General features: G+C 42.1%; 27 protein-coding genes and 1 tRNA gene. 10 read left to right on the top strand and 18 right to left on the bottom strand.

Annotated features, from left to right (window positions below; genetic code table 11):
* Positions 1 to 29: 29 nt before the first annotated feature.
* Positions 30 to 1,142 carry an NAD(P)/FAD-dependent oxidoreductase gene (locus KP77_RS08045; RefSeq protein ID WP_041122201.1) on the bottom strand — a complete coding sequence of 371 codons (1,113 nt, stop codon included), beginning with the start codon at positions 1,140 to 1,142 and terminating at the stop codon, positions 30 to 32.
* Positions 1,143 to 1,246: 104 nt separating this feature from the next.
* Between KP77_RS08045 and KP77_RS08040 the strand changes: the two genes are divergently transcribed.
* A tRNA-Val gene (locus KP77_RS08040) sits at positions 1,247 to 1,319 on the top strand.
* Between the two features lie 97 nt (positions 1,320 to 1,416).
* Here the strand turns inward: KP77_RS08040 and KP77_RS08035 are convergent.
* The 4 genes from KP77_RS08035 to KP77_RS08020 form a co-directional block, all read right to left on the bottom strand.
* Complete coding sequence (locus KP77_RS08035; RefSeq protein ID WP_041122200.1) at positions 1,417 to 3,405, bottom strand: TRAP transporter permease; 1,989 nt, start codon at positions 3,403 to 3,405, stop codon at positions 1,417 to 1,419.
* On the bottom strand, positions 3,398 to 3,919 hold the full coding sequence (locus KP77_RS08030; RefSeq protein WP_041122199.1) for a DUF1850 domain-containing protein: 522 nt from the start codon (positions 3,917 to 3,919) through the stop codon (positions 3,398 to 3,400). Before KP77_RS08030 ends, KP77_RS08035 begins: the two co-directional genes overlap by 8 nt.
* Before the next feature lie 79 nt (positions 3,920 to 3,998).
* A complete protein-coding gene (locus KP77_RS08025) occupies positions 3,999 to 4,970 on the bottom strand; it encodes a TAXI family TRAP transporter solute-binding subunit (RefSeq protein ID WP_084218636.1) in 972 nt (323 codons plus the stop codon).
* A 215-nt stretch (positions 4,971 to 5,185) separates the two neighbouring features.
* Positions 5,186 to 5,731, bottom strand: a complete 546-nt coding sequence (locus KP77_RS08020; protein WP_041122198.1) for a phosphatidylglycerophosphatase A family protein — start codon at positions 5,729 to 5,731, stop codon at positions 5,186 to 5,188.
* A 182-nt stretch (positions 5,732 to 5,913) separates the two neighbouring features.
* On the opposite strand from KP77_RS08020, the gene KP77_RS08015 reads away from it, so the two are divergent.
* From KP77_RS08015 to KP77_RS08005, 3 genes are all read left to right on the top strand, one after another.
* Entirely contained in the window at positions 5,914 to 6,648 is a 735-nt protein-coding gene (locus KP77_RS08015; protein WP_041122197.1) for an alpha/beta hydrolase, read from the top strand.
* Between the two features lie 85 nt (positions 6,649 to 6,733).
* A complete protein-coding gene (locus KP77_RS08010) occupies positions 6,734 to 7,249 on the top strand; it encodes a YjcG family protein (RefSeq protein WP_041122196.1) in 516 nt (171 codons plus the stop codon).
* Positions 7,249 to 7,671, top strand: coding sequence for a GNAT family N-acetyltransferase (locus KP77_RS08005; RefSeq protein ID WP_041122195.1), 423 nt, complete (start codon positions 7,249 to 7,251; stop codon positions 7,669 to 7,671). The genes KP77_RS08010 and KP77_RS08005 overlap by 1 nt, the downstream gene beginning before the upstream one ends.
* A gap of 43 nt (positions 7,672 to 7,714) precedes the next feature.
* Here the strand turns inward: KP77_RS08005 and KP77_RS08000 are convergent, their stop codons facing one another.
* The 7 genes from KP77_RS08000 to KP77_RS07975 all read right to left on the bottom strand — a co-directional run bounded on the left by KP77_RS08000 (position 7,715) and on the right by KP77_RS07975 (position 10,857).
* Positions 7,715 to 8,005 carry a hypothetical protein gene (locus KP77_RS08000; RefSeq protein WP_041122194.1) on the bottom strand — a complete coding sequence of 97 codons (291 nt, stop codon included), beginning with the start codon at positions 8,003 to 8,005 and terminating at the stop codon, positions 7,715 to 7,717.
* A gap of 94 nt (positions 8,006 to 8,099) precedes the next feature.
* On the bottom strand, positions 8,100 to 8,354 hold the full coding sequence (locus KP77_RS07995) for a stage VI sporulation protein F (protein WP_041122193.1): 255 nt from the start codon (positions 8,352 to 8,354) through the stop codon (positions 8,100 to 8,102).
* Positions 8,355 to 8,412: 58 nt separating this feature from the next.
* A complete protein-coding gene (locus KP77_RS17830) occupies positions 8,413 to 8,526 on the bottom strand; it encodes a YjcZ family sporulation protein (RefSeq protein ID WP_084218635.1) in 114 nt (37 codons plus the stop codon).
* A gap of 63 nt (positions 8,527 to 8,589) precedes the next feature.
* A complete protein-coding gene (gene spoVAE / locus KP77_RS07990) occupies positions 8,590 to 8,946 on the bottom strand; it encodes a stage V sporulation protein AE (protein ID WP_041122192.1) in 357 nt (118 codons plus the stop codon).
* A 1-nt stretch (position 8,947) separates the two neighbouring features.
* Entirely contained in the window at positions 8,948 to 9,961 is a 1,014-nt protein-coding gene (spoVAD, locus tag KP77_RS07985; protein ID WP_041122191.1) for a stage V sporulation protein AD, read from the bottom strand.
* Entirely contained in the window at positions 9,962 to 10,420 is a 459-nt protein-coding gene (spoVAC, locus tag KP77_RS07980; protein WP_041122190.1) for a stage V sporulation protein AC, read from the bottom strand.
* Positions 10,421 to 10,431: 11 nt separating this feature from the next.
* Positions 10,432 to 10,857, bottom strand: coding sequence for a YhcN/YlaJ family sporulation lipoprotein (locus KP77_RS07975; RefSeq protein ID WP_052474036.1), 426 nt, complete (start codon positions 10,855 to 10,857; stop codon positions 10,432 to 10,434).
* Between the two features lie 147 nt (positions 10,858 to 11,004).
* Between KP77_RS07975 and KP77_RS07970 the strand changes: the two genes are divergently transcribed.
* On the top strand, positions 11,005 to 11,523 hold the full coding sequence (locus KP77_RS07970) for a CotY/CotZ family spore coat protein (RefSeq protein ID WP_041122189.1): 519 nt from the start codon (positions 11,005 to 11,007) through the stop codon (positions 11,521 to 11,523).
* Between the two features lie 116 nt (positions 11,524 to 11,639).
* Here the strand turns inward: KP77_RS07970 and KP77_RS07965 are convergent, their stop codons facing one another.
* The 3 genes from KP77_RS07965 to mgtE all read right to left on the bottom strand — a co-directional run bounded on the left by KP77_RS07965 (position 11,640) and on the right by mgtE (position 14,664).
* On the bottom strand, positions 11,640 to 12,074 hold the full coding sequence (locus KP77_RS07965; RefSeq protein ID WP_041122188.1) for a CotO family spore coat protein: 435 nt from the start codon (positions 12,072 to 12,074) through the stop codon (positions 11,640 to 11,642).
* 92 nt (positions 12,075 to 12,166) lie between these two features.
* Positions 12,167 to 12,940, bottom strand: a complete 774-nt coding sequence (fabI, locus tag KP77_RS07960) for an enoyl-ACP reductase FabI (RefSeq protein ID WP_041122187.1) — start codon at positions 12,938 to 12,940, stop codon at positions 12,167 to 12,169.
* Between the two features lie 350 nt (positions 12,941 to 13,290).
* Positions 13,291 to 14,664, bottom strand: coding sequence for a magnesium transporter (mgtE, locus tag KP77_RS07955; RefSeq protein ID WP_041122186.1), 1,374 nt, complete (start codon positions 14,662 to 14,664; stop codon positions 13,291 to 13,293).
* Between the two features lie 172 nt (positions 14,665 to 14,836).
* Here mgtE and prpE point away from each other — a divergent pair, with 172 nt between their 5' ends.
* Positions 14,837 to 15,580 carry a bis(5'-nucleosyl)-tetraphosphatase PrpE gene (gene prpE / locus KP77_RS07950; RefSeq protein WP_041122185.1) on the top strand — a complete coding sequence of 248 codons (744 nt, stop codon included), beginning with the start codon at positions 14,837 to 14,839 and terminating at the stop codon, positions 15,578 to 15,580.
* Positions 15,581 to 15,583: 3 nt separating this feature from the next.
* Here the strand turns inward: prpE and KP77_RS07945 are convergent, their stop codons facing one another.
* Genes KP77_RS07945 through KP77_RS07935 form a run of 3 tightly spaced genes read right to left on the bottom strand, consistent with a single transcriptional unit; the run spans position 15,584 to position 17,953 of the window.
* A complete protein-coding gene (locus KP77_RS07945; RefSeq protein ID WP_235420693.1) occupies positions 15,584 to 16,507 on the bottom strand; it encodes an RluA family pseudouridine synthase in 924 nt (307 codons plus the stop codon).
* Positions 16,485 to 17,279, bottom strand: coding sequence for an NAD kinase (locus tag KP77_RS07940; protein WP_039808459.1), 795 nt, complete (start codon positions 17,277 to 17,279; stop codon positions 16,485 to 16,487). The genes KP77_RS07945 and KP77_RS07940 overlap by 23 nt, the downstream gene beginning before the upstream one ends.
* Positions 17,280 to 17,290: 11 nt before the next feature.
* Positions 17,291 to 17,953: a GTP pyrophosphokinase gene (locus KP77_RS07935; RefSeq protein ID WP_152614709.1), complete on the bottom strand. Its 663-nt coding sequence runs from the start codon at positions 17,951 to 17,953 to the stop codon at positions 17,291 to 17,293.
* 149 nt (positions 17,954 to 18,102) lie between these two features.
* Here KP77_RS07935 and KP77_RS07930 point away from each other — a divergent pair, with 149 nt between their 5' ends.
* The 4 genes from KP77_RS07930 (at position 18,103) to KP77_RS07915 (ending at position 20,703) form a co-directional block, all read left to right on the top strand.
* The gene (locus KP77_RS07930; protein ID WP_041122183.1) at positions 18,103 to 18,696 is read left to right on the top strand and encodes a CYTH domain-containing protein; all 594 of its coding nucleotides are present in this window, start codon (positions 18,103 to 18,105) and stop codon (positions 18,694 to 18,696) included.
* A complete protein-coding gene (locus tag KP77_RS18520) occupies positions 18,693 to 19,325 on the top strand; it encodes a lytic transglycosylase domain-containing protein (protein WP_041122182.1) in 633 nt (210 codons plus the stop codon). Before KP77_RS07930 ends, KP77_RS18520 begins: the two co-directional genes overlap by 4 nt.
* A 122-nt stretch (positions 19,326 to 19,447) precedes the next feature.
* Positions 19,448 to 19,846 (top strand): globin domain-containing protein, encoded by a 399-nt coding sequence (locus KP77_RS07920; protein WP_041122181.1) that lies wholly within the window; start codon positions 19,448 to 19,450, stop codon positions 19,844 to 19,846.
* Positions 19,843 to 20,703: a ClpXP adapter SpxH family protein gene (locus KP77_RS07915; RefSeq protein WP_235420692.1), complete on the top strand. Its 861-nt coding sequence runs from the start codon at positions 19,843 to 19,845 to the stop codon at positions 20,701 to 20,703. Before KP77_RS07920 ends, KP77_RS07915 begins: the two co-directional genes overlap by 4 nt.
* The last annotated feature ends 155 nt before the right edge of the window (positions 20,704 to 20,858 follow it).

Here is a 20,858-nt window from a genome sequence, read left to right as displayed (position 1 = left end):
CAGGGAGTGCGGACTCCCTGTCTTTTCATCTATTTGATAATATTTTTAACAGGATAGTCCTCCGGGTTAATCACAGAGGCTTCCCCGATAGCCATTTTCGCCACTTCCCTGCCGATAAACGGTCCAGAGGTCAATCCGGAAGATCCGAGACCATTGATAAAATATACCCCTTTTATCCCAGGAAACGGCCCTGCTACAGGTAAAAATCCCGGTGTAAAAGGCCTGTATCCCACTCTTGCTTCAAGGAAAGCTGCTGATTCGAGGTGAGATGCAATATTGATGGTTTTTTGAAAAATTTCATTCAGCCCACCCATCGTGACCTGATCATCCATCGGTCTGTCGTTTTCATGTGTTGTACCCGCTACGATCCGGTGATCATCAAATGAGAGCAGATATTGATCTCCCGGTGGCATGACAACCGGTAAATGTTTTGATTCATTCTCTATCCCAAGGTGAACAATTTGAGCCTTTTGATAACTGACGTCAATATTAACGCCCTGCTTTTTGAAGATTTCCGGTGCCCAGGCACCTGCAGCTACAATCACACTGTCAGCCTGCAGATTCTCTCCAGCTGCCCTCACTCCTGAAACCACTCCTGCTTCAGTGATCAGCTCTGCTTCACCAGTCAGAAGCCTGCCTCTATTTTTTTTGAGGCCGTTGATCAGTGCCTGTCTTAATTTTCGACCGTCAACCCTTGCCGCTCCAGATACATAAAGCCCATAAAAGCTTTCTGTAAGATAAGGGAACAGCTGATGTACCTGTTCTGCATCGATGGGTGTCACATCTCCCATCTCAGGGGCATCCTCTCTTTTTTTAATCGCGCGTTCATACATTTTGTTTCTTTTCTCTTCCTCACGGTGTAACGCAATGCCACCTGTTGTCTTATAGCCCGTATCCTCTTCTCCATCTTCTTTCAGCGCACGGATCAATTCCGGATAATAGGCTGCTCCCTCTTTTACAAGGAAATACCACTTTTTATTTCGACGCTGGGAGAGCCATGGACATATAATTCCTGCTGCTGCGCCGGTCGCCTGTCCAAAGTCTTCCCTGTCAACCAGTGTGACGTCACAATGTTTTCCAGAAAGATAATAAGCAGCTGATGCACCTGCAATGCCCCCACCGATGATCACTATTTTTTTCATATACACACTCCGATTATCTGGTTTATTCTTATCTATATTGAACAATAACGCATTGACGGTAAATTGTCTAAAAGGTATAATGATAGTTGTCTGATACATATCATGATTCCGTAGCTCAGTTGGGAGAGCGCCACCTTGACAGGGTGGAGGTCGCTGGTTCGAGACCAGTCGGAATCATACATGAGTTCGTCTGTCCTTTAAGGATCAGGCGTTTTTTATGTCAAAAAAAGCATTCCATTTCAGATGAATCATCTGAAAAATGGAATGCTTTTTGTTAAGCTTGTGCAGTTTTTAATTGATTTTTATCTTTTCGTTTCCATACAAACTGCAAAATAAGAAGTGCTACAAACAGACCTGCTCCGACAATGTCAGAGATCCCTTCAGGATAGATCAGCATCAGACCTGCTGTCAGTGCAAGGATACGTTCGATTGGATGAACCGGTCTATACCAGTATCCAATCACTGCAGCTCCAATCGCCGTCATTCCGGCAAGTGCTGTAATAACTGAAAGTGTAATTTCTACAGCGTTAGTATCAATCAGCAGCAGCTGTGGTGAGAGAACAAACATGTAAGGAATAATGAATGCACCTATTGCAAGCTTGGCGGCATTCACTCCGGTTCGTATCGGTTCTCCCCCCGAGACCCCGGCGGCAGCAAAGGCAGCCAGTGCTACAGGCGGTGTAATATCAGCTACAATTCCGAAATAGAATACAAATAAGTGTGCTGCGAGCGGTGGTACATCTAATAAGATCAGCGCCGGAGCAGCAATTGTTGCAGTGATGACATAGTTTGCTGTAGTCGGTGAACCCATTCCAAGAATAATGGCAGCAAACATTGTAAAGAATAATGTGAGAAGTAAAATACCACCTGACAGGTCAACCAGCCCATTTGCAAGCTTCAGACCAAGCCCGGTACGGGTAACGACCCCTACAATGATACCGGCACAGGCAGTGGCAACAGCAACTGAAAGAGCTGTTCTTGCACCATCTGCAAGACCGTCAAAAAACTTTCTGACATTAATACGCGTATCTTTGCGAATCATACTGACGAGAATCGTAATTAAGATTGAATACAGCGCCGCTCTGATGATCGAGTTTCCATCAAGAAGCAGGAAGATTACAGCAAAGATTGGTGTAAGTAAATAGATCTTTTTAAGTACAGTTGATTTCTTTGGAATTTCTGAATCCGGCAGACCGGTAAGACCAATTCTTTTTGCTTCAAAGTGTGTAATAATCCAGATACCTGAGAAATAAAGCAGTGCAGGAATCGTTGCTGCTTTCGCAATTTCCCAGTAGGTAACGCCACCGATAAACTCAACCATCAGAAAGGCAGCAGCACCCATAATTGGCGGCATCAGCTGACCTCCGGTTGAGGCGGCTGCTTCTACTCCACCTGCAAATTCCTTACGGTAACCAAGTCTTTTCATCATTGGAATGGTAAATGAACCTGAAGTAACTACGTTCGCAACAGAACTCCCGCTGATCGTGCCCTGAAGAGCACTTGAGAATATCGCTACTTTTGCAGGACCACCGGTTGCTTTTCCTGCAAATGCAACAGCAAGGTCATTGAAATATTGACCAATCCCTGTTTTAACAAGGAATGAACCAAACAACAGGAAGAGAAAAATAAACGTTGCAGATACGTAAAGCGGCGTACCAAAAATTCCTTCTGAAGAAATAAACATTGTATTAACAAGTGATTCCATATCCAATCCTCTGTGACGGAGGAAGCCTGGCATTTGCGGTCCGAAATAAGCATAAGCCATGAATGTAACCGCAATAATCATAATCGGCAGACCAACAGCACGTCTCGTTGCTTCAAGAACAAGTAAAATGGCAATTAAACCTGTCCAGAAGTCCATCGGTGAGATTGTACCGATTGTATTTACAATCCGGTCTTCATTCAATGGATAGTATGCACCCACCCAAATGGATAACAGGGCGAGAATAGAGTCATACCATGTCAGTTTATTGTGACCGATTTTCTTTTTAGTGACAGGAAACAGTAAAAATACTAGTGTCAGTGCAAAGCCTAAATGAATGGATAATAGCGTTTGTCTTGGGATAGATTGTGTGATTGCCGCATAAATCTGAAATACTGAAAAAGCAATCAGACCCAGAAAGACAACCCAGTTTAATACGCCTTTATACTGCTTCGTTCTCGCATCCGGATCATACTTAGCGAGCAAGTCCTTCTGTTCTTTTTCACCGAACTGTTCTTCATCCTTATGTTCGAGTTCAGTTTTATTTTTTTCCTCAGTCATCCATACCAACTCCTCTCAATAACTCCGCGAGTGATAACCTCTTAATTGAAATCGTAATAAATGTTCCAGTATCAATATATTCATGCAGGGCATAATCATGGTCATCATAATGGAAAACATGACTGACTACCACCTGACTTGTATGCAGATTAATTTCGGGAAACAGCCGGTTCATGTTTTCAATTCTGTACTTCCCGTTTTCTACAACAAATTCTTCGCCTTCATACAAAGCATTTGAGGGCATACCGATTGCTGTATCTTCGTATTCAAGTGCTACTTGCCGGATGTCATTTTCTTTTGTTATTTCATAATAATCAATTACTTCGGATCGATGAATTGAATGTGTGTAACTTAATTGAAAATCATTTTGATTTGTAACGGGGATATAACTGAGCAGTTCTCCTGTTTGCTGATGGTGAAAAGTAATCGCTTTTCTTGTTGGCAGAAATACAGCAGCAAAAAATACTCCTGCAATAAGAATCACCAGTAACGGAATGATTTTTTTCTTCTGCATTTCTTTGACATCTCCATAAGAATGGGCAAACAGGCCCTAGCAGGACCTGTTTGCCTCATTTTAATCACTTATTTCTTAATTACTGCTCGTCGTAGTAACGCTGAGCACCAGGGTGTACATCGATCCCGATTCCATCAAGAGCTGTATCCACTGTAATAAATTCACCTTTAGGGTGAGTAATTGAGTCAGTGTTTTCAAAAATTGCTTTTGTAATGTCGTATACAACATCTTCTGAAAGCTCAGAAGATACAGCAAGCATTGCCTGAACAGCTACAGTAGGAACTGCTTCTTCAAGACCATACGTACCTGAAGCAACTTCATCTTCAGAGTAGAATGGATATTCATCCATCAGCGCCTGAGCCATATCAGCTTCGATTGGTACGATTACAACATCAACCTGTGCAGCTAGACCTTCTACAGCACCAGTTGGCGTTCCGCCAGTGATAAATGCTGCGTCAATCGAGCCATCCTGGATACCAGTAGTTGAATCATCAAATGAAAGGTTCTGAACGTCCATATCATCAAATGACATGCCATGTACTTCAAGGATCTGTTCAGCGTTCAGACGTGTACCTGAACCTGACTCACCTACAGAAACAGTCTTTCCTGCAAGGTCTTCAACTGATTCGATACCTGATTCAGCACTAGTTACGATTTGAATAGTTTCAGGATAAAGTGTTGCAAGACCCTGAATTGTTTCGATTGGTGCATCAAACATTTGTGATCCTTCAACAGCGTAAGAAGCGATATCCGTTTGAACGAATGCAATCTCCACTTCTTCATTGTCAATCATCGCCATATTTTCAGCAGATGCATTAGAAGTATTGGCAGTTGTTGTGATTCCTGTTTCAGTTTCAATCAGGTCAGCAAATGTTCCACCCAGCGGATAATATGTACCGCCCGTACCGCCTGTAGCGATATTAATAAATTCAGGCTGGTCTGAACCGCCTTCTGAATCCCCGCTGCCGCTGTCATCTCCGCCGCAGGCAGCAAGAATCATTGATACTGCAAGCAGCAGAATCATAGTTAAATTGAACTTTTTGTTTTTCAAAGTAGTTCCCCCTCCTTATAAAATTGCATAACTACGTATACTATTTTATCACGCAATATTACATTTGTGTCAAACTTAAATCATTTAACACATATTTCTTTTTCTACAAATGTTGATAAACCAATCATGTAACCGTTATCTGTTTATTTAGCATGTTTACAAACATTGTAATATCTTCTGGTGATTGATGGAGGGTTTTGTATAAAATTTGAATACTATTCGTCTTCGATAATTCTGCGTTCACTTTTCGGCAGATTCTCCTCAATGTCCCTCAAACGGTGAGCAAGCCTCGAAGAAGCATTCGCTGCGATTGCTGCTACCATGTCATCAAGGAAGGTATGAATACCGCCGCCTCTTTTTGTATCAAGCTTTTCAATAATGCCTATCTTATTTTTATCTAAGTGGCCGAACGTTGTCACTGCAATACTGCCATATCCGAGCGATGCCCCCAGTGCTATGGTTTCATCTACACCAAACAGCCCCTCATCTGTTTCAACGAGTGTCTGCAGAGGCTCAGACAATTTTTTCTGCTCTGCCAGGCGGTCAAGCTCTACCCCTACTAAAATCGCATGCTGCATTTCTCTTTTCAGCAGTACCTTTTCCACACTCTCAACGCATTCTTCAAACTTTAACTTTTCATTGTAAGGTCCCTGCATTTCAAGAACAATTTCTGCTATATCATTTATCGTAACGCCTCTCTCACGCAATACCTGATAGGCAGCCTGAGTGACGTCATGTGAATGAACTCTCTCCTGGGTCATAAAAAAATCTCCTTTGTTTTATATAATTTACAGCACAACCATTCCCGCATGACAGTCAGGTGATTTCCTGAACGGGTAAGCAGTGCTGACAGAGTATCCTGAATCTGAGACCTCTATAGACTGATATGATACAATCTATTTGTAAACGCTTCAAACTTTTTTTGTAACAGGGAGGATTTCTGATGGCTAAGACAGGGACAGTAAAAGAACACAAAATTTACAGTGAGGCACTTCAGGAGGAGATGGATCTGCTCGTATACCTTCCTCACAACTACTCACCGTTATATAAATATACAGTGCTGATCGCACAGGATGGAAAAGATTATTTCCAGCTAGGCAGAATGCCGCGGCTCCTGGATCAGCTGAATGAAGAAGAAAAAATTGAAAACCTGATCTTTGTGGGCGTTCCCTATAAGAGTGTAAAAGACAGATATGATAAATATCACCCGGGAGGCAGTCAGCACGATGCCTATATCAGATTTATTGCGCGAGAACTGGTGCCTTTTATAGATGAGGAGTACCCTACTTATAATATCGGTATAGGCCGGGCACTGATTGGTGATTCACTTGCCGGAACCATTTCTTTTCAGACCGCATTAAAGTACCCTAATACGTTTGGCAGAGTGATTATGCAGTCACCACTTGTTAATGAAGATGTGCTTGACAATGCCAGAGCATTTAAAGACGTTCAGCTGATCAATTTCTATCATATTATCGGGAATCAGGAAACAGCTGTTAAAACAACAAATGGCTCAGAGGCAGATTTTCTGACTCCAAACAGAGAACTGCATGAGGTGATGGAAGAAAAACAATACAGCGTTTTTTATAATGAATTTGATGGGGATCATTCCTGGAAATACTGGCAGCCTGATCTGTCACGTGTCATGGAAAAAATGTTTAAAAAAACTTCTTATTAATAGAGGCAAATTGAGTGCTGTTGTTTGATATAATTGTATGAGAAAAAGATTTATTTATGATGTGAATAGAGGAGGCTGACAAAACATGAAGTTTGGTATCGCAGTATTCCCTTCAAAAAAATTACAGGATCTGGCTAACTCGTACAGAAAGCGTTATGATCCGCATTATTCATTAATTCCACCTCACCTGACATTGAAAGAACCTTTTGAAGCAACAGATGAGGAAATCAATAAAATTGCTGAAAAATTACATGACGTGGCAAAGAATGCTGAACCTTTTACTTTACGGGCTTATAAAATCAGTTCATTTCAACCGGTTAATAATGTAATTTATATGAAGGTTGATTCAGTACCTGAATTAACGAATTTATATCAGTCACTGCAAATTGTCGAGTTTGGCGATGAGTCTCCATATTCTTTTGTTCCACACATTACGATTGCACAGAAACTCTCTAATGACGAGCATTCTGATGTATATGGCTCTCTCCGGATGGCAGGCGTTGATCACGAGGAAACGGTAGACAGATTTCACCTGCTGTATCAGCTCGAAAACGGCTCATGGACTGTGTACGAAACTTACCGTTTAGGCGGAACCAGCTGATGCAGGTAAAGCACGTACAGTCAGAACAGGAATTGCAGGATGCATATCATGTAAGAAAAGAGGTTTTTGTCAGCGAGCAGAAAGTTCCGGAAGAATTGGAACTCGATGAATTTGATTCATCAGCTGCTCATTTTGTCCTTTATCATGATGGTCAACCCGCTGGAGCAGGACGCTTCAGAATTGTGGATGGTAAAGGGAAAGTCGAACGCGTATGCGTAATGAAATCACTGCGTGGTCATCATGCCGGCGTTCTTCTGATGAATGAAATTGAACAGTTCGCAAAAAGCGAGGGACTGCCTGCTCTTGTCCTGAATGCTCAAACGCATGCACTGGGGTTTTATGAAAAGCTCGGTTATCTTGTGATTTCTGATGAGTTCATGGATGCCGGTATCCCACATTATAAAATGCAAAAAGAAATTTAATCACGAAAAAACAGCTGCGGCCTAAGTCGCAGCTGTTTTTATATCAGATTGAAGCATTAAAGTTCTGGCCTTTTCCTGTTACTTTTGGGATTAGATGTGGTGGGATTGTCTGGATGTGAAAGATTGGCGCATCACCGCTTTTGAATTCAGTTTCACGTTTCTTTTCACGTTTATCCATTTCCTGTTCAAGTTCTTCTTCAAAATCCCTGTCAGATCTACGTAATGGATTAACTCTTTGAACAGGCGTTAAGTAGTACGGATCGTAATCCTTCATCGTTACTCTTTCGGCATACTGCTGATACTGCAGTTGATTGACTGGTGCGATATAGCCCATTCTTCTCACCTCCGAATTTATTTTATTATTACCTTTTTACAAACTTTTAAACCTTCTACTATACTTTATGAATAAAACCTCATTTTTATGGGGGTCATTTTTTATTAATCATATTGGAAAGTGTCTGATAATCAATTTTGTCCCCTTTAGAGGATACAGCTTTTGTAATTTTCTCTTCCATTTCTTTTGTTACCGGCTTACCCGCTGCCTGGGCAACCTGTCTGACAAGTTTTTTTAAAGTCTCTTCATCATTTAAGTCAGCATGCTGGAAAGCATTGGCCAGTGCAAGCAGCTGCTCCATTTTTACCCCTGTTTTGTTTTCCACTTTTTTGAAAAAAGCATCATTCATTCATGATCCCTCCCTTTGATCGTCAAAAGCCACTCCTCACCGGGAGTGGCTTTCGTACTTAAATGAAGCTCGCGCCTACAATAATCAACAGAATAAAAAGCACAACAATCAGCACAAATGTCGAGCCGCCATTGTACCCGCCGTAAGAACCATATCCACAGTTGCCGTACATACCTTCACCCCCTGACTTTTTATATTCTATGTAAGAGGGAAAGAGAAAGATTGGGCAGCAGATTCAGGCTTTCGGCTTAAATATCAAAGCACCGATAAATCCAAAAATAATCGCTGCTGAAATACCTGAGCTGGTCACTTCAAACATACCGGTCATAACACCGATTACCCCATGCTTTTCTGCTTCCTGCATCGCACCATGCAAAAGGGCATTTCCAAATGACGTAATCGGTACAGTGGCACCAGCGCCGGCAAAATCAATTAGCGGTTCATAAAGACCAAAAGCTTCAAGGATTGCCCCGCTGACAACCAGAGTACTGAGCGTGTGTGCTGGCGTCATTTTTAACACATCCATCATCAGCTGTCCGATCACACAGATCAGACCACCGACAATAAATGCCCAGAAAAACATTGGAAGCATGCTAACGACCCTCTTTCTGCGGTTTAATCAATGATACAGCGTGAGCAATACACGGGATGGATTCTTTTTGCTGGAATGTCAGCGGAGATAATAATGCCCCTGTCGCTACAACGAGCACTTTGTTCACGGTGCCTTCTTTTAACAGCTTCAGGAAATAGCCATAGACCATCGCTGCAGAACAAGCGGGTCCGCTGCCGCCTGCCTGTACTTCGTCGAGCCCCTGATATATCATCTTTCCACAATCCAGAAACTGATCTGCGGACAAATGGATCTGTTTTTTATTTAAAATATCTTTTACTGCAGCATGTCCGATTGCTGCAAGGTCCCCGGTAATGATCAGATCATAATCACGGGCCGATTCCCCGGTTTGATTAAAATGCCGTTCAATTGTATCAGCAGCAGCAAGCGACATCGCAGCCCCCATATTGAAAGGATCCGTCACGTTAATGTCCTGCACCCTCCCAATCGTCGCTTTTTCTATATGAGCTAACGAATCGGCTGTGTTCCCGGTCACCAGTACACTCCCTGCTGCAGTCACTGTCCATTGTGCTGTCGGCGGTTTCTGTCCGCCGTACTCTGTCGGATATCTGAATTGCTTTTCAGTTGCTGCGTTGTGACTGGACACTCCGGTTAACATCGCTTCTGAATAACCTGCATCTACAAGTGCGCCTGCAAGTGCCAGTCCTTCCATTGAACTTGCACATGCACTAAAAACACCTAAGTAAGGAATGCCAAGCGTTCTGGCTGCAATATTCGATGGCGTAATCTGATTGATCAAATCACCAGCAATCATACAGTCCACCTGCTGCCCGCTCATACCGGCTTTTTGGAGTGTTCCCTGCACGGATGTTTCAAGCAGTTTCCTTTGAGCTTTTTCAAAACTTTTTTCTTCCATATATAAATCTTCAAAAAATGTATCAAAATAATCAGCGTACGGACTGTTTTTTTCAAAAGGTCCGGCTGCTACAGATGATGACACAATAGATGGCAGCGATTGAAAATGCCATGTTTTCATTTAGATCACTCCCAATTGAAGCAGTACTGTTTTAATCAACGCGATGAAAAATGCAGATAACACGCCAAATACAATCACTGATCCTGCCAGTTTAAAAATATTCCCCCCTACCCCAAGCACAAGTCCTTCACTTCTATGTTCGATCGCTGCACTGACAACTGCGTTACCAAAGCCGGTTACAGGCACAGCACTTCCTGCTCCTGCAAACTGTCCAAGCTTCTGATAAAGCCCAAAACCAGTTAACAGCATTGAGAAGAACACCATGATTGCCACAGTCGGATTACCTGCTGTCTGTTCAGTAAAAGGAAAATACAAAATCAGCAGGAGGGTTACGAGTTGTCCAATCGTACAAATCAACCCTCCTACTAGAAACGCCTTTACACAATTTTTTAAGACCGGTCTTTTCAGTTCATGCGCATCAGCAGCTGCCTTGGACTGGGTAACCCATTGATTTGCCATTCTATCCCTCCTCATGTCATTTCTTTTTTAAGCTTAATAATTTTTTCGATCTCATCCATTGCTTCCTGTTCATTCAATTCACCAGTCTGCCATTTGTCTGAAAATGCATATAATTCCATAAAGATTTTATAATCGCTTGACAGTACAATTTCTTTTTCAGGATATTTCTCAGTCAGCCAGCTTTTCATCTTTTTTTCAATCGACTTCATCTGAAATCTATTCATATGCTTTACTTTGTAACTGACTACAAGTGTGGAATCTGCAGCTACCACCACTGAATCATAGAGTTCTTTCGTATCTTCTATGCGCTGGGCCACTTCTTTAACCGTTCCGTTCTCACTATCATGTATTTTCACATGAACCGGTCCAGTCTGTTCAAATGCAGCACATCCTGTCAGGAACAGTATGCTTATTGCTGTTAGCATCATCTTTTTCATTCAATCGCCTCTTCGCTGTTGTGAATAGTTATAGTCTGTCTGAGAGAAAACATTTTATGCCTAATTTTTAAAACCACGGCAAATGACCAATCTTCCGTTTCCTATATTGAATAAAGTATATAGAATCCAGAAAAAGGAGGAGAAAAAATGGGTTGTGGCCGAAATAATGAAGTTGGTGGCGTAGGTAATGACCGTAACTGCGTTTGTGAAGTTGTCAGGGCAATTAAAGATATTCAGGACAATGCAGTAGACGTAGAATGCCAGCCATGTTTGACGAATTGCTTCTTAGAGCCGCTTGGTGACTTAACTGCACCATCAAGAAGACGCCGTGCAGACACACGTGTTTTTACACTGAAGTCTAAAGACGGTTCACCGTTCCATGCTTTTTACAAAGACACTGATTTCAAAGACCATGATTGTATCTCAGTATTTTTCAGAGTCGAGACGATCTTTGACGGATGCTGTGCAACACTTCGTGTCCTTGAGCCAAGAGATCACCACGGTAAAGAAGTTGATCTGCTGAATGAATGTGGAACAAAAATTAATCTCGGCAAATTATGTAAAGTGACTGACTTCGATTCAACTGACAGCTGCATCACTGTCGACTTAAGCTGCTTCTGCGCTGTGCAATGTATTAAAGACGTTTATCTCGGCATTTGTGACTAACACGGGGAGTCTCCCTGATCTTTCTCAAATATAATCCTGCAACAGGTATTGCAGGAAAAATAAAAAAGGAAATGAGCCTGCAGCTGCAGATCCATTTCCTTTCTTTTTATTGCTTGTTAATAAATATGGATATCAAGAACCTCATCTCTTTCAAGCTGGAGCTCTTCCCCTTTTAATGTTTTAATTGACAGGTCGTGTTTGTTTTTTGAAGTGATAATTCCATGCACTTCGCTTCCATCTTCTTTGACAAATCGGCATTGAAAGGGTGCTCTGCGCCCTTCAAATGCACCCAGATAATCAATCTTTTCAGGAAGGGTCATTTTTTTAAAGGGCTTCAGTTCTCTGAATGAAAAAGTCTGTTCTTTGTGTGGTTCTTCAGCAGGCAGCTCTTTTTCTGTCTCCTCAATATATCCAAGCGGTGGAACTTTTGGTTTTTTAACAGGCGGTTTGTCTTTTGTAATAGGCGCCTGATAATAATGCTGCATGACAGGCTTAATTTCCGGAAACTCAGGCTGATTGACATAAAGAAGCGGACGCCCCTTTTTGTGCAAGTCCTCACTCCCTTTAATGGTGGTAGTGAAGTATATGCAGGGTGGTTTCGCTGTATTCAAAAAGAAAAGACTGGTCAGCGCCAGTCTTTTCTTCATCCTGTGATATGGTAACCTGAGTCGACGTGCAGGTTTTCTCCTGTCATTCCTCTTGAATAGTCGCTGAAAAGGAACGCGGCTGTGTCTCCTACTTCTTCAGGTGTTGTGTTTCTTCTGAGCGGAGCTTTTTCTTCAATTTCTTTTAGAATAGAATTGAAATCATTGATTCCTTTTGCTGAAAGCGTTCGGATTGGTCCTGCAGAGATTGAATTCACACGGATATTATCTTTTCCAAGGTCTCCTGCAAGGTAACGGACGCTTGCTTCAAGAGAAGCTTTTGCTACTCCCATGACATTGTAATTTGGTAAGATACGCTCTCCTCCAAGATAAGTAAGTGTGACGATGCTTCCGCCTTCAGTCATCAATGGACGTGCTTCTTTTGCAACAGCTGTCAGTGAGTATGCGCTGATGTTATGAGCCAGCAGGAAGTTATCGCGGTTTGTATTCATATAATCACCCTGCAGATCTTCTTTTGCAGCGAATGCGATACAATGAGCGAACCCATGGATTGTACCGGCATGTTCTTTAATCGTTTCAAAGCATGATTTTATTTCTTCATCATTTGTAATGTCACAAGGCAGAATCAGTTCGTGCTGACCTTTTAACGTACTGACCAGGTCACGTACAGGCTTTTCAAAGCGCTCTCCTGCATATGTAAAAATCAGATTAGCTCCTGCTTCATCAAGGGATTTGGCAATGCCCCATGCAATACTTCTTTTATTTGCTACACCCATTACGACAATTGTTTTACCTTTTAGTGATAAGCTCATTTTGTCCTCCTTGTTTAGAACAAGTTATTAGTACCTGATACTAACTTAACATATTCTATTACTAAGAGGCAATGTTATTTAAATAAAAGCTCTGTTAAAGGTGGCTGATGATTTCCGCTCCAGGGGGAACGCTTTCCGCATGAGCCATCTAATGGCTCCGATTCAATCCGACCTCCTCGGCTTCGCCTGCGGGGTCTCACCTGTCACGCTTCTCCTGCTGGAGTCGTCCCCCTTCCGCTGCAATCATCAGCTGTGATAAAACAATATTTGACTTTAACAGAGTCTAAATAAAAGAACCAGAGACATTTTTCGTCTCCGGCTCTAAAAGATGATTTATGGTTGTAAAGAATTTACGTCAGGTAACTCATAAAAGTCGTAGCGATTCCAAAGTAAATCAGTATACTGATAATGTCATTGATCGTGGTAATGAATGGACCTGATGCTACAGCCGGGTCAATATTGAATTTGTGCATAATAAGCGGCACGAGAGACCCTGCAAGTGTAGCAACGATCAGTGAAGCAAAGATTGAGAAACCGACAAGCAGCCCAAGGAAAAATGAACCATACCATACGTACACAATACCGACCACGAGAATGCCGCAGATCGTACCTGTAATCAGGCCGGTTCCTGCTTCTCTTAAGATCAGTTTTGTTTTACTTTCGTCATTAATATCTCCTGTTGCAATACTTCTGACAGCAACTGCGAGCGCCTGGGTGCCGGTGTTACCTGCCATTCCTGCAATTAGCGGAATAAATACGGCAAGTATTGCTACCTGCTCTAGTGTATCTTCAAAGCTGCCGATTAAATTCGCCGTCAGCATGCCTAAAAACAGCAGTGCGATCAGCCATGGCAGCCTTTTTCTTGCTGCTCTAAGCGGTGTACGGTCACGGGAATCCATATCTGAGACACCGGCCAGCTTGGAGTAATCATCCGACGCTTCTTCATCAAGGACATCAATAATATCATCGACTGTGATAATTCCGAGCAGATGCTGCTGGAAATCCACAACCGGCAGTGCAAGGAAATCATAGTCTTTCATCATCCTTGCAACATTCTCCTGGTCTTCACTGACAGAAACCGACACGACCCTGTCAGACATGATTTCTTTTATCAGCCTGTCCTCTTCAGAAGTAATCAGATCCCTCAGTGAGACAACGCCGACAAGTTTTCTATCCTCATTGATTACAAATGTGTAATAGATTGTTTCAGCATCAGGTGCTTTGTTTCTTAAGATGGCCATTGCTGAACGTACAGTTGAATGTTCCGGGATCGAAATAAATTCTGTTGTCATAATTGAACCGGCTGTATATTCCTCGTAATGCAGAAGGTTTTTAATTTCCTTCGCCGATTCCTGATCCATAATCGTTAAATAGCTTGAAGCCTGGTCTTTATTTAATTCATTTAAAACATCGACCGCATCATCTGTGTACATATTGGATAATGTATCAGCAGCATATTGCGCATTCATTTCTGCAAACAGCGGCTCGTAATCCTCATCATCCGCTTCAATATTTTCAATAATTTCTCCCATTTCTTCTGGAGATAAATACTCATATATTTTTATGCGGAGTTCAGGTTCAAGCCGAAAATAAAATTGTGCACGATCATAGGGGTGCAGATTAAAATATTCATCTCTGAATACATCAAATTCATTATTTTCAAGTGACCTGATTAAAAAATCCTCATCGATTACTGTTTCTTTTTCGAGTTCCTGTTCAGCCATTTAATCTACACTCCTTTCATTCCAACATCATGCCTATAAGTGATATTTTAACGGCATTGGTGGTAAACTGTGAAATAATAAGAGATGATGAAGCACTTTATTTTCACTTTATTATTGATAGCGTTTTTTCTGCTAAAAATCAATCATACTTTATTCATACTGGGAGGCCGATATGAAAATCGACATAATTGGAGATATTCACGGGTGTCATCATGAATGGGTTTTGTTAACAAAAAAGCTCGGTTATTCCTGGAAAACCGGATTACCCGTTCATCCTGAAGGACGAAAGCTTGGATTTGTAGGGGATCTGACCGACAGAGGGCCGGATTCAATACAAGTCATAAAAGATGTGTATCATTTAGTAAACAAGCATCATGCCTATTATGTACCCGGTAATCACTGTAATAAGCTCTACCGCTATTTAAAAGGCAATCAGGTTAAGCTGGTTCACGGACTCGAAACCACTGCTGCTGAGCTTGATCTGTTACCGGAAAAAGAAAGAAAAGAAGTGACAAATCAGTTTATGTCCCTTTATGAATCATCACCGCTCTATCACGTACTTGATCATAAGCGGCTCGTCATTACACACGCCGGGATCAGGGAAGAAGATATTGGACGGTTCAACAAGCGTGTGACCGTATTTGTACTGTACGGTGACATTACCGGAGTAAAAAATGAAAAAGGAATGCCGGTGCGAAAAGACTGGGCACAGCACTACAATGGAAAGCCCTGGATTGTATATGGACATACGCCGGTACATGAAGCAAGATTCAAAAACAGAACTGTTAACATTGATACAGGTGCAGTTTTCGGCAACAAGCTGACTGCCCTCAGATACCCTGAAATGGAGACTGTTTCCGTCTCGTCTTCCATGACATATAATCCGGAAAAGTTCAGAGACGATGAACTGGCATGAATGCTAACCATTCATGCCAGTTTCTTTCATTAATTGATTGATATCATCAGGCACCTCAGAAATGATATCAAGGCGCTGATTTGTTATTGGATGCTCTAAAGTCAGTCTGTGACAGTGAAGCGCCTGCCTGGTAATAAACTTACAGCTGCCGCCATACAAATCATCCCCTGCAAGCGGATGACCAAGCCAGGAAGTATGCACCCTGATCTGGTGAGTTCTGCCTGTTTCAAGTGTGAGTGCGAGCAATGTATGGTCTTGACCTGAGCCGATTTTTCTATAATGTGTAACTGCCCGCTGCCCTTTTAGATCAACAAGTCTGGTAATAATACTTGATGGATCACGTGAAATTGGCTGATCAATCGTACCTTCATTCTCTATGACCTGACCTTCAGCAATTGCATGATATTCCCGGGTGATCCCGTTTTTCTTCTGCATTTCACTAAGCAGATGATGAATATGTGCGTACTTTGCTGCAAGCACAACACCAGATGTATCTTTATCAAGTCTTGTTGCAATATGAATACCTGCTTCAATCTGATGATGATCGTAATAGCCTGCCAAAGCGTTTGCAAGCGACCCTGAAGGTGCACTTCTTGATGGAATGGTATTCATTCCGGCAGGCTTGTTCACAGCAATCAGCCATTTATCTTCGTAAAGCACCTGAAGATTAGTATCTTCAGAGATCAGTGAACTGCTTCTTGTTTCAGGAGGAAAGAAAATGCTGATTACATCACCACTCTGCACTTGTCTTCTGACGGTCGCCTCTTCCCCATTTAGAAAAATTCCGCCGCCATTATATTTGATTGCTGTCAGACCCCTTTTGGAAATGCCTTTCAATCCGATAAAATCCCGTAACAGCAGGTCATGATGATCTGATTCAACAGTCCACTCCATCATTAAACGCTTATCCATCAATAAATGAGTCATGTACCCTTTTCCAGAATGGGAACGGTCTGAACCTTGCAAATCTGATTTTTTCATCAGCTACGCGGTACTGAATGGACTTCACATCTTTATGAACAAGCGTCAGGTGATCAATGGTAATCATAAAGTCTGACCGGTTAACAGGCTTTAGCATACAAGTGTGGTGAGCGGGCATAATCAGGGGAGAACCCACAGTTCTGAACACCCTGTTATTAATCGAAGCCATCTCAGCAAGCTGAATAGACGGCAATGAAGGATGGATAATCGCCCCGCCAAGTGCTTTATTGTAAGCAGTAGATCCTGAAGGCGTTGACAGACAAAGGCCGTCTCCTCTGAATACCTCAAAATGCTGTCCTCTGATCTCGACGTCCATTACCAGTGTGCCATCTACACTTTTTACTGTAGATTCATTCAGCGCAAGGTAGCGCGTCTCCCTGCCACCATTTTTATAACGGATGATTGCTTCCATTAAAGGATACTCAATAATCTGATAAGGGGTTTTTGCAATTGCGATAACAAGCTTTTCTATTTCATCAGGCACCCAGTCAGCGTAGAAGCCGAGGTGGCCGGTATGTACACCAACAAATGCGGTTTTGGAAAGACGAGAACTGTAGCGGTGAAAGGCATAAAGCAGCGTACCGTCTCCGCCAACTGAAATCACAATTTCAGGCTCTTTTTCATCATATTCGAGATTAAAGTCCTTTAAGTATGTTCGCATTTTATGCATCAGGGCGTTTGATTTGGCATCCCCTTTTGATGTGATCGCAAATTTCATATGATCCCTCCTTATGTGTTTTTCCTGTTATCTTTTTCTCTATTACCCGTTTCTTTTTTCTTCTGGAAAAAGGCCTGCGCTTCCTGTATCTCTTCTCTGATCTCAGACATTTCCTCATCAAGCCGGAAAGCTGCTTCTGCAGCACGCTGCAGCCGGTTTTGAATATCTTCAGGGAACTGCCCCTGATATTTATAATTCAATGAATGCTCAATGGTTGCCCAGAAATTCATCGCAAGAGTCCTGATCTGAATTTCAGCGAGAATTTTTCTCTCCCCGTTAATCGTCTGAACAGGGTATTCAATTACGACATGGTAAGAGCGGTAACCGCTTGATTTTTTATGGGATATATAATCCTTTTCCTCAACAATCATAAAATCTTTCCGCTGTCTCAGCAGTTTAACCACTTTCTCAATATCATCTACAAACTGACACATCATTCTTACACCTGCTATGTCCTGTACCTGATAAGCCAGCTGGGTGAATTGATCTTCTGAGATGTTTTTTTCTCTGGCTTTATCAACAATACTTGCAATCGGTTTAACCCGTCCGGTTACAAATTCGATTGGAGAATGAGTCTGTTCGAGTTGAAACTGTGTTCTCATCCCTTTTAATTTTATTTTCAGTTCGTCTACGGCCTGTTTATAAGGCTCCAGAAATGTTTCCCATTTCATCAGCATCACCCCGTCAGTTTGTCTAACTCAGGTTTTTCAGTTCGCCAGTTGCCTTTACATTTTATCACAGAGACCCGCTGCTTTCACCTTTCCATTGAAGTTTCAACTTAAAGCATCCATAATATGAGTATGAAATTAAAGGAGCGGTGATCATGCCTCAGGAGCTTGAAATCGAATTTAAAAATATGCTGACAGAGAAAGAGTATCACGATCTTTATACAGCATTTGATATGGATTCACCGGTAAGTCAGACCAATCATTACTTTGATACCCCGCTTTTTCAGCTGAAAGAAGCACGCTCAGCGCTGCGTATCCGCGAAAAAGACGGTAAGCTGACACTCACATTAAAACAGCCGGTGGAAGAAGGCCTTCTTGAAACCCATCAGCCTGTGTCTTCACTGGACCTTGAAGATATGCTCTCTGGAGGAGGGCTGGTAGGCGGAGAAATTGCTGAGATGCTCGAACTGATGAATATTTCCCCGAAGCAGATCGTTCACTTTGGATCCCTTCAGACAAACAGATCTGAAACACCTTATAAGAACGGATTGCTTGTACTTGATCACAGTTCTTATCTTGGTATTGAAGATTATGAGCTGGAATACGAGGTAACGTCCCATGATGAAGGAAAAGAAAACTTCCTCTCCCTACTAACGGCCTACAAAATTCCAGTCAGGGAAACCGATAATAAGATTAAACGGTTCTATAAAGCCCGCCTCATGCAAAATCGTGAAGGAGGAAAATCATGAATATAGATTCAATTAATAAATTGATGCAGCTTCAGGCTATGCGGACCCTTGGTGCTCAAAATCCTGAACAAAGCAGCCAGAATTTCTTTCAGATGATGCAGCAAAGCATGGAAGTAAACCCTAATCAACTGGGTTCTGTAGCCGGACTTGTTGAACAGCACAAGCTCCAGAATACACTTTCTATGATGCCTTCTGCTGTGCAGTCACCTATAGAAACAACTGCGCAGACACTTCAGCCAAAAAACAATGCCACACAGTCAGTTGATCAGATCATTAAGGATGCTGCCGAGAAATATAATGTCCCTGAGAAACTGGTAAGATCAGTGATTCAGCACGAATCTAATTTTAACCCGGAAGCAGTGAGCCATGCAGGCGCATCAGGCCTGATGCAGCTTATGCCAGGCACAGCAAAGTGGCTTGGTGTCAAAAATATATTTGATCCTGCAGAAAATGTGCAGGGCGGCGTAAAATATCTTCGTGATATACTGAATAAATACAACCAGGATCCAAAGCTCGCCCTTGCTGCCTATAATGCAGGGCCGGGCAATGTAGACAAATATAATGGTATTCCGCCTTTTAAAGAAACAACAAACTACGTGCGGAAAGTAATGGATACTTATCTGGGATAAACAAAACAAAGGCTGGATGTCCCAGCCTTTTTTATATGCCCTTAAGCGAAGTATTTGAGAAATAAAACCCCTGTTGCTACAATAGTTATACATTCGAACTACGAGCGTAAAGGGGTTTTATTATGACTGAACAGACTAGAACACCATACGATTTCATTGGTGAGGATAAATTGACTGAACTCATACACGCTTTTTATACGAGAGTCGGTAACCACCCCGAACTGAAACCAATCTTTCCTGATGACCTGACTGAGACTGCACGAAAACAAAAGCAGTTTCTTACACAATATCTGGGAGGGCCTCAGCTCTACACTGAAGAGCACGGACATCCGATGATGAGAGCCAGACACCTCCCTCATGAAATTACACCAAAACGTGCTAAAGCCTGGCTCAGCTGTATGGATGCCGCAATGGACGAAACCGGGCTTGAAGGAGAATTTAGAGACGCACTTTACTATCGTCTTTCTCTGACAGCCAAGCATATGGTGAATACGCCTGATCGCGAAGGTGATTCATATTGAGCGCAAAAAAATGGACAGATGCAAGCTGGTACAGCCAGGAACAAAGGCCACTTGAAATCTATTTGTTTATTGATCCATTAAGCTCAGATTGCTGGGCGCTGGAGCCGAAAATTAAGAAGCTGCTGCTGGAATATGAACCTTATCTACGTATAAAGCATATCCTCAGCAGCAGCCTCGATACACTTAACTGTCAGACTGAAAAACAGCGCAAGGAGCTTGCTAAAAGCTGGAATGAAACTGCATTAAAATCCGGGATGCCCTGTGATGGCAGTCAATGGATGAAAAATCCTGTAGAATCACCTTTTCTTGCTTCTGTCGCTGTAAAAGCAGCTGAAATGCAGGGTAAAAAAGCGGGCAGCAGATTTTTAAGATCGATCCAGGAGCAGCTGTTTGTTGAACAGAAAAACATCTCCGATTTCGATGTATTACTGACATGTGCTGAAAAGTCCAGACTCGATATTGATGAGTTTACACACGATATTCACTCTGCCACAGCTTCTAAGGCATTTCAGTGCGATGTTAAAATCGCGAGTGAAATGGATGTACACAGCACACCAACGCTTGTTTTCTTTAATGAAAACATTGAAGATGAAGGAATCAAAGTGGACGGTCTTTATCCTTATGAAATTTATTCTCAGATTGTTGAACAGATGTTAGAAGAAAAACCGCCTAAAAAAGAGCTTCCTGCTATTGAAGAATTTTTAATGCGCTTTAAAATTGCCGCAACTGTTGAAGTGGCAGAAGTTTATGACATCTCAATGAAAGAAGCAGAAAAACGTTTAAAAAAATTGATGTTTAATAAGAAAATCGAAAAAATTGAAGCTGGTAACGGAACGTTTTGGCGTTATATATTCTAATTTTTCATAACGAAAAGGCCCTCACAAAAGTGAGGGCCTTTTCTTACGAACAAAGGGGATGGGAGAAATTTTTCACGGTCAAACAAAGGGGTATATGTTTGTATGTGATCAATTTCACACCCCCATCTTATCATGTATTTACAAGTGTGACAAGC

This window comes from Jeotgalibacillus alimentarius, from assembly GCF_000829445.1.
Lineage (GTDB): Bacteria > Bacillota > Bacilli > Bacillales > Jeotgalibacillaceae > Jeotgalibacillus > Jeotgalibacillus alimentarius.
The sequence above is the reverse complement of the archived record's forward strand: the minus strand, read 5'-3'. Positions and strand labels throughout refer to the sequence as shown.